This window comes from Streptomyces sp. T028 (genome assembly GCF_048159505.1).
Lineage (GTDB): Bacteria > Actinomycetota > Actinomycetes > Streptomycetales > Streptomycetaceae > Streptomyces.
This window is the reverse complement of sequence record NZ_JBLRVZ010000024.1, coordinates 42,960-56,056: the sequence shown is the minus strand read 5'-3', so window position 1 is coordinate 56,056 and position 13,097 is coordinate 42,960. Positions and strand designations below refer to the sequence as shown.

Genomic DNA, 13,097 nt, shown 5'->3' with positions numbered 1-13,097 from the left:
CATGACTTCCGCGCCCCTTCCACACAACCTGCTCACCGACAACCCCGAGCTGTACGAGGTCCGCTTCCCCGACCCCGGTCGGCTGGCCGGGCGCTGGGCGGAGGACTGCCTCCGGCGGCACGGCGCGGGAACGCGCGTGCTCGACATGGGCTGCGGAACCGGACGCGACGCCGCCCACCTGCACGGCGCGGGCCGCACGGTCACTGGTGCCGACATCTCCGAGGCGATGCTCGCGTACGCCCGTGCCAACCACCCCGGACCCGCGTACGTCCATGCCGACCTGCACGGCTTCGACCTCGGCCTGGACGTGTTCGACGCCGTCGTGTGCCTGGACAGCGCGCTGCTGTACTGCCACAGCAACGACCAGCTCGACGCCTTCCTCTCCGACTGTCGCCGCGCCCTGGCTGCCGGCGGTCTCCTGGTGGCGGAGATGCGCAACGGCGCGTACTTCCTCGGCCGTACCGACCTGCTGGACACCGCCACCGTCAATTCCTTCATCTGGCAGGGCACCGCCTACCGGTCCCACACCACACTCACCGTGGACCGTACGGCCCAGCTCCTGCGCCGTTCCCGCGTGTGGACCACCGACGGCGGGTCGGCGCCGGTCGAGCAGCGTTCCGCGTGGCGGCTGCTGTTCCCGCACGAGCTGCGCCACCTGCTGGCCACACACGGCTTCGAGGTGCTCGAACTCCATGACGGGCCCGGCCCACGCACCGAGCCGCCGTGGCAGGAAGGCCGACTGCCCGGCGACACGACGGACGCGGATCGGCTGCACGTCGTCGCCCGCCTGAACTCCACCCACTGACACCCACACCCCAAGGACAGTCATGTACGACGCACATTTCCCCGGCCTGCGCCGCCGCGGCTTCCTCGCCGCCACGGGCGCCGCCTCACTCGGCGCACTCGCTCTCGCAGGATGCGGCGGCTCCGACCACGAGGGCTCCGACGCCAAGAGCGACGGCACTCCGAAGAGAGGCGGGCGGCTGCGCGCCGCGTTCGCGGGCGGCGGCGCCAGCGAGACCCTCGACCCGCACCTGGCCAACCTCTTCGCCGACGCCGCCCGCGCCAAGGCGCTGTACGACAAGCTCGCCGACTACGGCGCCGACCTCTCCGCCCAGCCCCGCCTCGCCGAGAAGTGGGAGCCGAACAAGACCCTGGACCGCTGGCAGGTGACCCTGCGCAAGGCGACCTTCCACGACGGCAAGCCGGTCACCACGGCCGACGTCCTCTACAGCTACCGGCGCATCACCGACCCGAAGCAGGCGTTCCGCGCCAGGGCGTCCCTGGACCCGATCGACCTCGATGCCAGCCGCGCCACCGGCGAGCGGAGCATCGAGTTCGTCCTCAAGCGGCCCACCGCCGCATTCCCCAACGTCCTGGCCGCGTTCGGCGCGTACATCGTCCCGGAGAACGCGGGGGCGTCAGGCGACTTCGACAAGAAGCCGATCGGCTCCGGCCCCTTCCGGTTCGTCTCCTTCGCCCCCGGCCGCTCCGCCGTCTTCCGCCGCTACGACGACTACTGGGAGGGCGCCCCGCACCTCGACGAACTTGAGTTCGTCGTCGCCAACGAGGAGTCCGCCCGCGTCATGGCCCTCCTCGGCGGACAGGTCGAGTACGCCCACGAACTCAACCCCGCCACCGCCCGCGCCCACGAGGGCAAGGGACAGATCGAGATCGTGCGGCTCCGGGGCAGCGCCATGCAGGGATTCGCGATGAAGACCGACCGGGCCCCCTTCGACGACAAGCGCGTACGTGAGGCGTTCTTCCTCATCGCCGACCGCCAGGAACTCGTCGACGGCGCCCTGTCCGGCGCGGGTGTGATCGGCAACGACCTGTTCGGCAAGGGCTACGAGTACTACGCCGACACCCTCCCCCAGCGCGCACAGGACCTCGACAAGGCACGCGCCCTGCTCAAGCAGGCCGGCGCCGAGAACCTGAAGGTCACCCTGGACACCTCGGCCGTCGCCGCCGGGTTCACCGAGGCCGCCGGCATCTTCCGCGACCAGGCGAAGAAGGCCGGCGTGACCGTCGACGTGAAGATGGGCAGCAAGGACTCCTACTGGGCCGACATACTCGACAACGGTACTCTGTCCTGCTACCGCTCCGGCGCCATGCCCATCGAGGCCCACATCTCCCAGCGCCTGCTCACCGACTCCACCACCAATGCCACCAAGTGGAAGCACAAGGACTTCGACGCCCTGTACCAGCAGGCCCAGTCCACCCGTGACAAGACCGAACGGGCCGCCGTCTACGAGCGGATGCAGCGCCGCCTGTACACCGAGGGGGGCTTCCTCATCTGGGGCTTCGCCGACTGGATCATCGGAACGGCGAAGACAGTGGAGGGAGTCGAGGCCAAGGCCCCCGCCAACACGCTCGACTGGGCCCGCTTCGACAACGTCTGGCTCGCGTGAAAGTGAGCGGCCTGCGTTCCTTCGTCGCCCGGCGGCTCCTCCTCGGCGTCGCACAGACCGTGGCCGTCGTGCTGCTGGTCTTCGCGCTCACCGAGGCGCTGCCGGGCGACGCCGCCGTCGCCCTGGCCGGTGACCAGCCCGACCCCGTCCGAATCGCCGCCATCCGCGAGGCCATGCACCTCGACAGGCCCGCGTACGAGCGGCTGGCCGACTGGGCGGTGGGACTTCTGCACGGCGACTTCGGCACCTCTCTCACCTCCGGCCGTCCAGTCGGCCAGTACATCTCCGACGGCTTCGGCCCGACCCTCCTGCTGGCCACGCTCACGGTCGCCCTTCTCGTCCCGATCGGCTTCGGCCTCGGCGTGCTCGCCGCCCGCCACGAAGGACGCCTCGCCGACCGGCTGATCAGCTCGATCACGCTCGCCGTGTACGCGGTGCCCGAGTTCGCCCTCGGCGTGCTGTTGGTGACCGTCCTCGCACTCCGACTGGGCTGGCTGCCGCCGACCGCTGTCGGCTACGGCACCGACCTGCTCGGCCACCCACCCGCGCTCGTCCTGCCCGTGCTGGTCCTGCTGTCCCGCCCCGTCTGCTCCCTGTCCCGCCTGGTACGGGCCGGCATGATCGACGCGCTCGCGTCCCCCTATGTGGCCCAGGCCCGCCGCTACGGCATCTCCGGCACCCGCATCCGCTACACCCATGCCCTGCCCAACGCCCTAGCCCCCGCCGCCCAACAACTCGCCCGCACCATCGACTGGCTGCTGTGCGGCGTCATCGTCGTGGAGGCGCTCTACGTGATCCCCGGCCTCGGGACCGTCCTGCTCAACGCCGTCGCCGAACGCGACGTGCCAGTGGTCCAGGGTCTCGCCGTGGTGTTCGGCGTGCTGACCGTCGTACTGAACCTGGGCGCGGATCTCGTCACCCACCGTCTCGCTCCCCGGGCGGGGGTGGCCGCATGACGAAGCCGACGAGACTACGGACGGCTCGCTTCGCCCTCGGCGTGACGATCCTCGCCGTGCCCCTCGTGCTCGCCTTGGTGGGACCCGTGTTCGCCGGCGAACCAGGGCCGCGGAGGGTCTCCTTCACCGTCAGCGAGGGCCACTGGTTCGGCACCGACTTCGTGGGCCGGGACGTGTGGCAGCAGGTGCTGCACGGCGGCCGGCCAGTTGTGCTGACCGCTCTCGCCGCCACCGCCCTGGCATATCTCGTCGCGCTCCCCGTCGGCCTGGTCGGCGCGCTCACCCATCGCCGCCGGCTGGATGAGCTGCTGATGCGTCCCCTGGACGTCCTGCTCGCCGTCCCGTCGCTGCTGCTGATCCTGCTGGCCGCCACCGTGTTCTCGCCCGGCCCCGTCGGTCTGGCCCTGCTGGTGGCACTGGTGAACGTGCCGGACGCGGCCCGGCTGGTACGCGCCGCCGCCACGGAGGCCGCCGCCCGCCCGGCGGTCGAGGCGCTGCGCATGCAGGGCGAGACCTGGTGGCGCATGGCCGTCGGCTACGTCGGCCGTTCCATGCTGCGCACCCTGGCCGCCGACGCCGGAACCCGGCTGACCGGCGTGCTGTACCTGGTCGCCACGGCCGCCTTCCTCGGTGTCGGGGTCGCCCCGGACGCCGCCGACTGGGCGGTCATGGTCGACCGCAACCGCACCGGCCTGTTCGTCCAGCCATGGGCCGTGGTCGTCCCCGCCCTGCTGATCGTCGCCCTGACGATGGGCGCAAACCTCCTCTTCGACGCCGCGCTGGACACGGACGAGCGACAGGGCGCCCTCCGGGGCTCGGGCGGAACCATCCGGAGCCGGACGGAGAAGGAAGCACGTCCGTGAACCACACAAGAGACGCAGCCGAGGAGCCCGTGGCCGAGATCCGCAACCTGCGCGTCGAAATCGACGGCAGGGCGATCGTCGACGGCGTGAACCTCAAGGCCCTCCCCGGCAAGGTCACCGCACTGGTCGGCGCATCCGGCAGCGGCAAGACCACCACCGGCCTCGCCCTGCTCGGCGAGTATCCGCCCGGCGCCCACGTCACCGGCGACGTACGCCTGGCGGCCGAAGGTCTGGTCGGCTACATCCCCCAGCACCCGGCAGCCGCCCTCAACCCCGCCCGTCGCATCTCCGCCCTCCTGACAGACATCGCCCGCGCCCAAGTTCGCCACCTGCCCCTCGCCCGGCGCCGGACAGCGGCCCGCGAACGCGTCCTGCGCGCCCTCGCCGACGCCCAACTTCCGGACGCCGAGATCCTGTTGCGCCGGTACCCGCATCAGCTCTCCGGCGGTCAGCAACAACGCGTCGTCCTCGCCCAGGCCCTGCTGCTCGGCGCCCGGGTCGTCGTCGCCGACGAGCCCACCACCGGTCAGGACGCCCTGACCAAGAGCCGTATCGTCGACCAGTTGGCGGCCCTCTCGGCACGTGGCATAGCCGTCGTCCTGCTCAGCCACGACCTGGACGTCGTGCGTGCGCTCGCCGACGAGGTGATCGTCATGCGGGCGGCCCGAGTTGTGGAGTCGGGGCCGGCACAACGCCTGTGGCGCGCGCCCCAGCACGAGTGGACCCGTGAACTGCTCTCCGGACAGCCCAAGTTCACGAAACCGGAAGGCACGACCGGCGCCGGCCGGCCCGTCCTGCGGATACGCGGCCTGACCGCACACCACCGCAACACCACACGCGGCACGACCGCAGTACTGCGTCTCCCCGAACTCGACCTGCGCGCGGGCGAATGCCTGGCCGTCATCGGCCGCTCCGGCAGCGGCAAGACCACCCTCGCCCGCTGCCTGGCCGGACTCCACCGCGACCACGACGGAGAGATCCTCCTCAACGGCACACCGCTACCGCGCAGCCTGCGCGACCGCGACCACACACAGCTGGCGGCGGTGCAGTACGTCTTCCAGGACGCGCGCGCCGCCTTCGACGAACGCCGCCCCGTCCTGCACCAGATCGCCCGCACCGCGATTCGGCTGCGCGCCACCGGAACCTCCGCCGCGACACAGGAAGCCCTGACCACTCTGACCGGCCTCGGCCTCCCCGAGGACCTGGTCCGCCGACGCCCCGGACAGCTCTCCGGCGGCGAACTCCAGCGCGCGGCTCTCGCCCGCGCCCTGCTCGCCCGGCCCCGCGTCCTCATCTGCGACGAGATCACCTCCGGTCTCGACCCGATCACCCGCCGGGGCATCCTCGGCATCCTCACCACCCTGCTCCACGACCGCGACGGCCTGTCCCTCGTCCTGGTCACCCACGACCTGGACACCGCAGCCCTGGCCCACCACATCGCCGTACTGGACGCCGGCGAACTCGTCGAACAGGGAGCCGCGCAGCGAGTCCTCACCGAACCGAGCCACCCGTTCACCATGTCGCTCATGAAAACAACGACACGGCTGGGGGCGGGAGCGGGCGCCTGACCAGCGCCGGTGAAGCGACTCGGGCAGAACACACCGGGGGACACCGGCGGATTCCTGGCCGAGGACACTGACCAGCAGGTCCCGATGGGCGCCGGCCGGTTCTCGTCACTCCTCGACGACGCCAGGAACGGCGTGCCGGACGCGGTCGTCCGGTTTCTCACCGGCCCGAACCCGCCTGGCCGGACCGCACGGGACTGCCGGTAACTCCTACGGCGCGATCGCATGCCATCGCCGTTGCCGCCCGCCTGACGCGAAAAGCCCGGAGGACCTGGACCGTCCTGGTACGAAGGGCTCAGCAGTGGCAGTAGTCAGGTCGCTGGCTGTCAGGCAAGTTCAGCTCGGCCGAACAGCAGCGCATAGCCGGGCGGCAGTTGGGTGAGGATGCGGTGCACCAGGTCATCGCCTGTGGTGTCGGCGAGGGTGCTGAGGACGGCGCCGGCGTCCCAGCGGGCGGTTTCGGAAGTGGCGCCCTCGATCAGGACGGCGACGGCTTCGACGAACTCGTGGGGGCTGAGGGGCCGGGTCGCGGGCACTGGGACCATCAGCAGCGGCCGGCACTGCGGCGGAACGTGCTCGGCGAGTTCCTTGCGTTCGGCACCGACCAGGTGGGCTCCCAAGGTGGCCAGCACCGCGCGGGTGACCTGCTCGGCGTCGCGGGTGGTGGCGTACTCGCCGCGGTCTTGCACCTGGGTCAGGAACCGTTCCCATGCGATCGCCATGGTGTGCCTCCCTCGATCGGTGTCCGGCGCCACGGCGCCGTAGCTCAGCGTGCATGCAAACGGGGTGCCTTGGCCCTCATTGGCACAGTCGCCGACAGCCGGAGCACGAGGAGATCACCCGCCTGGCGGGGGGCGGGTGTGGTGGGAGATCTGTGGCTCCCCGCCCCGAGGGCCTGGCGCTGTCGCGGTGCCAGGCCCTCGCGATGTTCGGCACGGTGCGAAGGCATGTGCGTCTGGTGCCTACATCTGCGGGAGGCTGACACCGGGGGAGGTCACGTCCGACGACGGCTACGGAAGGGAAACGTTCGTACCCGCCCGGGACGGTGCCCTCGGGGCTGGCCCTACATGCTGAACAGGCTGACGGGTGGCAGTACCGAAGGCGCCGTGACACGCATGAAAGGATCAAAAGGCACTTATACGGTCGAGCCGGATTTGAACTCCTCCGCGAAATGATCCTGCTCCGGTAACCCTCCGCGGCCGCTCCCCGAGATCTGACCAGAGCTCGCTGAACGCCGTCACGGCCAAGTCAACGCCGGTCGACACCTCGAGCCCGCGCTCGCCTCCTGGCGCAGTTCGCCATGGAGAAGGGTCCAGCCGACGGCGTCGCGCGGTAGAGCCCTCGGTTTCAGTGCCGCCGGTAGTGGGGTGGCGGGCAGGGCCGAAGCCTTCCCGCTCCTCGACAACGTAGGGGCGATGGCCGCATGTCGCTGCGCCTCCGACTCGGACGCCGTCCAGGTGTCGCATGCCTCCTGTGAATGCCAGAACGACACCCCGGTGATCCCCACTCCGTCCTCGGACCAGTACGCGAAGGCGCGGCGCAGCCCCTGCCGGTGAGGGGACTGGCGCCACGCCCTCTCGAACTCCTCCAACGCGCCCGGCCGAAGACAGCGCGTCGTTCACCCGGACGAAGTGCTCCTCCCTCGCGGCCTCCCCTCCACAGCACCGGCTCGGCTTTCCGCCCTGTCAGCCCACCGTGGGTCTCAAGCACCGCCTCCGTCTGCGCGGTGATCGCGGAGCCATGAGGGCTCCCCGGCGTGTGTGACGACTGCGCCGGACCCGGTCTCATCAGACGTTTCCGTTCCAGGGGCGCTGGACGGACCATGGAAGTGGGCTCGGAGCGCGGTCGGGGCTGCGTGCGGTGTGCCCCGTCGGCGGTGAGGGCGATGAAGGGTTCGATCAGGATCGGGAATGTGCGCGGGGTGGTGTTGCGGGCGCACTGGAGCGTGCCGCTGATCATGTTTCTGTTCGCATACGGTCTGGCCGACCGGACGCTGCCCGCGTACGCGCCCGGACTGGCGCCCGTGGTGTACGCGGTCGCCGGAGTCATGGGTGCACTGCTGTTGCTGGTGAGTCTGGTGATGCATGAGGCGGCGCATGCGCTCATGGCCCGCAGGTCCGGGATCGCTGTGCGGGACATGACGCTGTGGGCGCTCGGTGGGATGACCCGGATGGACCGGCCGACGACGGCACGGGCGGCGTTGGCGGTCGCCGTCAGCGGACCATTCGCCAGCCTGCTGCTGGGCGGGGTAGCCGTAGGGGGCGCGGCCGGGGTGCACGCGGCGCTCGGTTGGCGGATTCCTGTCGCTGTGCTGGGCTGGCTGGGTGGCATGAACCTGCTGCTGGGCGTCTTCAACCTGGTGCCGGCCGCGCCGCTGGACGGGGGCCGGGTGCTCCAGGCCGCGTGGTGGTGGCGTACGGGGGACCGTGAACGGGGCCAGCGGGCGGCCGGGCGCAGCGGGCAGATCGTTGGCATGGCGCTGGGCGTGACGGGATGGCTGGCGTTCGTGAGGGGGGCGTCGGGCGGATTGTGGCTGATGGCCGTCGGCCTGTTCGTGGCGGTCGTCGCCGCGGCCGAACGACGGTGGGCCCAGCTGGCCACAGCCCTGCGCGGCGTGCGGATGGCGGAGGCGATGACCAGTCCGGCGGTCGCCGGTCCCGACTGGCTGTCCGTGGACCGCTTCCTGTCCGACGTGGCCGCTCGGGCGGGGCATTCGGTGCTGGCGCTGGTGGACTTCGAGGGCCGCCCCAGCGGTGTGGTGCAGTTGCGCAGACTTGCTGCCGTGCCGTCCGGGCGGCGGGAGGTATTGCGGGTACGGGACACGGCGACCCCGTTGTCGCGGTGCACCCTCGCCGCACCGGACGAGCTGCTGACCGACGTCCTCGACCGTCTTGGCTCCGAGGGCGGACTGCCCATCCTGGTCATGGACGGCGGACGACTCTGCGGGATCGTCACCGCACACGACATCGAACGGCTCTCCCGGCAGCACACGGCAGGGATGGCCTGAGATTGCGGCGTGCGCGCACTCGCCGTAAGGAGGTGGCATTCGTCGATCGACCGGCCACTGGCTGGAGGGCTGTGTACGACGTGCGCCTTTGCATGAGGGGTGTCTGTTCGGATCGGGGGTGTCCGCCCGGCCTCCTGGCCTCGTTGTCTTCCGGCCATCCGACAACGTGACGTCACTCGAAAGCATCATGTCCGTGGTCTGTCGGCACAGGGGTGGGAGTGCTGGTCACGGCAGGCGCTGCTCGGTCCAGATGATCTTTCCGTCGGTGGTGTAGCGGGTTCCCCAGCGTTCGGTGAGCTGGGCGACGAGGAAGAGCCCTCGCCCGCCCTCGTCCTCAGTGCGGGCGCGGCGCAACCGGGGCGAGGTGCTGCTGCCGTCGGAGACCTCGCAGATCAGCGCACGGTCGCGGAGTAGCCGCAGCTGGACTGGGCCTGTCGCGTGGCGGATGGCGTTGGTGACCAGTTCGCTGGCGACGAGTTCGGTGGTGAAGGCCAGTTCGTCGAGGCTCCAGGAGGCCAGCTGCTCGGTGACCGCCGCACGGAAGTGGGAGACGGCGGCCGGGTCGCGGGGCACCTGCCACTGGGCCACCTGGTCCGGCCCCAGGACGTGTGTACGGGCGACGAGCAGGGCCACGTCATCGCTCGGCCTGGCCGGGAGCAGCGCGTCGAGGACCGCCTCGCAGGTGTCCTCCGGCGCCCGGTCGGCGCAGGCCAGCACAGTCCGGAGCCGGTCCAGGCCGGTGTCGATGTCCCGAAGCCGGTCCTCGATCAGGCCGTCGGTGTAGAGCACCAGCTGGCTTCCTTCGGCCAGTTCCAGCTCGACGGTCTCGAAGGGCATCCCGCCTAGCCCGAGCGGCGGCCCCGGCGGTAGGTCCACGAAATCCACCGTGCCGTCCGGGCCGACGACCGCGGGGAGCGGATGCCCGGCGCGGGTGAGGGTGCATCGCCGGGAGACCGGATCGTAGACGGCGTACAGACAGGTGGCGCCGATGATTCCGGAATCCGGGTGGGCGTTCTCCACTGCCCAGCCCTCGCCGCGGTCGAGCCGCCCGACCAGGTCGTCGAGATGGGTGAGGAGTTCGTCGGGCGCCAGGTCCAGGGAACAGAAGTTGTGTACGGCGGTGCGCAGCCGGCCCATCGTGGCGGCGGCGTGTAGGCCATGGCCGACCACATCGCCGACCACCAGTGCCACGCGGGTGCCGGACAGCGGGATGACGTCGAACCAGTCGCCGCTCACTCCGGCCTGCGCGGGCAGATAGCGGTAGGCGACCTCGACGGCGCTCTGCTCGGGCCGCCCCCGGGGCAGCAGGCTGCGCTGCAGGGCGAGGGCGGTGTCGCGCTCGCGCGTGTAGCGGCGGGCGTTGTCGATGCAGATCGCCGCACGGCCCACCAGTTCCTGGGCCAGGGACAGGTCGTCGTCCTCGAACGGGGCGGGCTGCTCGGAGCGGTAGAAGCTCACCACGCCGAGGGTCGCGCCCCGCGCCCGAAGCGGCACCGTGACCAGGGAGTGGATGCCCGCCCTGAGCACCCGTTCACCCCGTACCGGATCCTGGGCGATCCAGCCGTCGGCCTCGGGCAGTACGGGTTCGAGCACGGGCTGCCCGCCTTCCAGGCTGCGGGCCTGAGGCGTGGACGGCACATACCGGACCGGCTCGCCGACTTCGTACAGCCAGGACTCCTCGTGAACGGTGCCCAGCGCGACTCTGCGCAGCAAGGTGTCCGCGCCGAGCGGCCCCGGCTCCTCGCCCCCCAGCACCGAGTCGGGCAGGTCTACGGCGGTGAAGTCGGCGAACCGGGGAACGGTCACCTCCGCCAGTTCCTCCGCGGTGCGGGTGACGTCCAGGGTGGTGCCGATACGGACGCCGGCGTCGTGCAGCAGCTCCAGGCGCCTGCGGGCCAGTACGGCCAGTCGGCCGACGCCGGGTTCGCCGACGAGCAACAGCCATCCGTCGGCGCCGGCGCTTCTGCCCTCCTCATGCGCTCCCAGCCGCCCGCCGGGATCCGGCCCGGTCTCGGTGGGCGCCAGGGAGACCGGTGTCGTCGACGCGCGCAGGGGCGCGACGGCAGGCATCACGACAGGGGGTGTCGCGGCGAGCCCCGGCGCCGCGTGGGGCGGCGGTGGCTGCGAGGACGGGATCGTCACGGTCTGCGCGGACGACAACGACGACCTTCCCACCGCGAGCGGCGTGGTGGGTCCGACATGGCGCAGGCGCGGGCCGCCGGGGACACGGGCCTCGACGACCACGCCCGTCTCCCCCGCTGTTCCGATGACCTGGCGACGCAACAGGGTGGCGATCCGGCCGCCGGACAGGACCACTTCGTCGAGCGTGCCATGCGGTGCGGCGATGAGCTCCTCGGCCCTCTCACGCAGCACGGCCAGGTCGATCCTGCTGAGCTCGCCACCGTCGTGGGCGGCCCTGTGGCCTGTGGGAGCGTCCTCGGGCTGCCGCGGCCGTCCGCCGACGTCGCCCGTGTCGTAGCCCGCCCGCCGGTACGCGGCGAGCAGCGCCCGTTCCCGTTGAGTGGCCTGCTCCAGCAGCCGCGCCTCGATGTCGCGGGCCGCTTCACAGACCAGCCGCACCATGGCGGGGTCGCCGTGGTCGCGCAGGCAGGTGAGGTCGAGGACGGCCTCGATGCGGCCGCTGAGGGGGTTACGGATGGGCGCGCCCGCGCAGGCGAACGGCTGCAGACAGTCGGCGAAGTGCTCACGGCCGGCGACGTAGACGGGGATGCGCCCAGCCAGCGCGGTACCGACTCCGTTGGTCCCCACGAACCGCTCCGAGGCGTCGAACCCGGGAGCGAACTTCACCTCGTCGAGACGTGCGCGCAGCTTCCGGTCCCCGCCGTACCGCTGGACCATACGGGCCTGCCCGTCACAGAGCGCGACCGTCATGCTCACATCGGGAAGCGACGCGGTCAGCCGCTTCAACACCGGGCCGACCGCCTGCAGAAACCCCTCGTCCAGCGTCAGGTCCGACGCGTAGGGAACCAGCAACCGGTGCGGCTCGACTCCCGCGTACCTGCACCGCTTCCAGGACTCGAGCACCGAAGCCCGGACATCCGAGTCGACCCGCGCACCGGACAGGAAACGCTCGTGGGCATCGACGAGCCCGCCGATGGCGTCCCAGGCGACGGACAACCGGATCACTTCCCTCACCTGAAGGCGACCCGTCACGCACCGCCACTCGGCCCGCCCTCAGGACGTCCTCCACGTCATCTCACTCTAGATCCAATGTGACTCAAATCACAATATCGAGTATGGGGGCCGAGTCCTCGTGACACCGGGGGCGCTGTCGGCCGCGTCAGGATGCTGACTGCTTCGGCCACCCAGGTTCATCTACCACAGTGGCAACGGCACCTGTGCATGCGTTGGCGCGAGCCGCCGCCGAGGGCGCGGAAACGGCCCGGCGCGCACTTGCGCGGGCGCAAGGTCGCCGCGACGGCGCCGGCGGAGGCGATCAGCGCCAACCCGGCCTGGGACCGACACCCGCGGGACACCGGTGCTCGCCCAGGTCGTGCCGTCGCGCGACTAGCGCTGGGGAAGGGCGAGCTCACGGCCGCGGTGGAAGCTTTCCCGCTCCTCGACGACGTACGGGGCCATAGTGGCCCGCCGCTGCGCCTCGGGCTCGGATCCCCGCCAGGAATCGCATGCCTCCCTGGCATCCCAGAACGGACACCCCAGTGATCTCCTGCCCGTCCTCGGACCAGTGCGCGAAGGCGCGAAGCACCGCTCCTGCCCGCGTGGCGATCACGGCGCGGCCGAGGCTCCATTACCGGTTCCCGGTCACACGGGCCTGCGGACTGCGAAACTGGCGAGGACCCACCGGGTGTCAAGTCCCGCAGTGGGCACGGTGTGGCCGTCGGCGGCCCTGGCGGGCCTCACAACCACAACAGGGGGCCACCGGCACGAAGGCTGACGATCATGGCGTGCCAGGTTTCCGGGGCGACGGTGCTGTCGGCGCGGGAGCGGCCCCGCTCGCAGGCGGTACCCGTGGGCCGCGAACACGAGCTGAATCGCGGCGACGGCTCACCCTCGGCGCCGGACCTGACGAGGGACCACGTCTGAGGCTTGCCCGGTGCCGGGCCGGGGCGTCTCCGTCCCGGACAGCGCGGGAGATGGGAGCTGTGTCGCGGCCGATCCGGTGTCGGATCCGGCACCCATGCCCTCGGGCTCGCTGCCAGTACCGACGTCCTGGCCGAGCGGAAGGAACTCGGTCGTCCGCGCGGCAGGTGGTCGAGGCGCCAGGCGCCGACCGGCGGACCTGGCTCCGCCCGTGACCGCGCGTCAAGCACCCA

At 71.3% G+C, this 13,097-nt stretch carries 9 protein-coding genes; 7 read left to right on the top strand and 2 right to left on the bottom strand.

The annotated features are described in order from the left end of the window. Nucleotide 1 precedes the first annotated feature (1 nt). Genes ACLZN2_RS23075 through ACLZN2_RS23050 form a run of 6 tightly spaced genes read left to right on the top strand, consistent with a single transcriptional unit; the run spans nt 2 to nt 6,002 of the window. Nucleotides 2-805, top strand: a complete 804-nt coding sequence (locus tag ACLZN2_RS23075; RefSeq protein WP_416980891.1) for a class I SAM-dependent methyltransferase — start codon at nt 2-4, stop codon at nt 803-805. Nucleotides 806-827: 22 nt separating this feature from the next. Beyond that, entirely contained in the window at nt 828-2,411 is a 1,584-nt protein-coding gene (locus ACLZN2_RS23070; RefSeq protein ID WP_416980890.1) for an ABC transporter substrate-binding protein, read from the top strand. A 2-nt stretch (nt 2,412-2,413) separates the two neighbouring features. Continuing rightward, entirely contained in the window at nt 2,414-3,367 is a 954-nt protein-coding gene (locus ACLZN2_RS23065; protein WP_416980953.1) for an ABC transporter permease, read from the top strand. Then, a complete protein-coding gene (locus tag ACLZN2_RS23060; RefSeq protein ID WP_416980889.1) occupies nt 3,364-4,230 on the top strand; it encodes an ABC transporter permease in 867 nt (288 codons plus the stop codon). Before ACLZN2_RS23065 ends, ACLZN2_RS23060 begins: the two co-directional genes overlap by 4 nt. After that, nucleotides 4,227-5,798 carry an ABC transporter ATP-binding protein gene (locus tag ACLZN2_RS23055; RefSeq protein ID WP_416980888.1) on the top strand — a complete coding sequence of 524 codons (1,572 nt, stop codon included), beginning with the start codon at nt 4,227-4,229 and terminating at the stop codon, nt 5,796-5,798. The genes ACLZN2_RS23060 and ACLZN2_RS23055 overlap by 4 nt, the downstream gene beginning before the upstream one ends. Before the next feature lie 9 nt (nt 5,799-5,807). Next, the gene (locus ACLZN2_RS23050; protein ID WP_416980887.1) at nt 5,808-6,002 is read left to right on the top strand and encodes a hypothetical protein; all 195 of its coding nucleotides are present in this window, start codon (nt 5,808-5,810) and stop codon (nt 6,000-6,002) included. 119 nt (nt 6,003-6,121) lie between these two features. On the opposite strand, the gene ACLZN2_RS23045 is transcribed toward ACLZN2_RS23050, so the two are convergent. Further along, nucleotides 6,122-6,517: a DUF2267 domain-containing protein gene (locus tag ACLZN2_RS23045; RefSeq protein WP_416980886.1), complete on the bottom strand. Its 396-nt coding sequence runs from the start codon at nt 6,515-6,517 to the stop codon at nt 6,122-6,124. Nucleotides 6,518-7,680: 1,163 nt separating this feature from the next. On the opposite strand from ACLZN2_RS23045, the gene ACLZN2_RS23040 reads away from it, so the two are divergent. Beyond that, nucleotides 7,681-8,802, top strand: coding sequence for a site-2 protease family protein (locus ACLZN2_RS23040; RefSeq protein ID WP_416980885.1), 1,122 nt, complete (start codon nt 7,681-7,683; stop codon nt 8,800-8,802). Nucleotides 8,803-9,027: 225 nt separating this feature from the next. On the opposite strand, the gene ACLZN2_RS23035 is transcribed toward ACLZN2_RS23040, so the two are convergent. Further along, nucleotides 9,028-11,949, bottom strand: coding sequence for a SpoIIE family protein phosphatase (locus ACLZN2_RS23035; protein ID WP_416980884.1), 2,922 nt, complete (start codon nt 11,947-11,949; stop codon nt 9,028-9,030). Between the last annotated feature and the right edge of the window lie 1,148 nt (nt 11,950-13,097).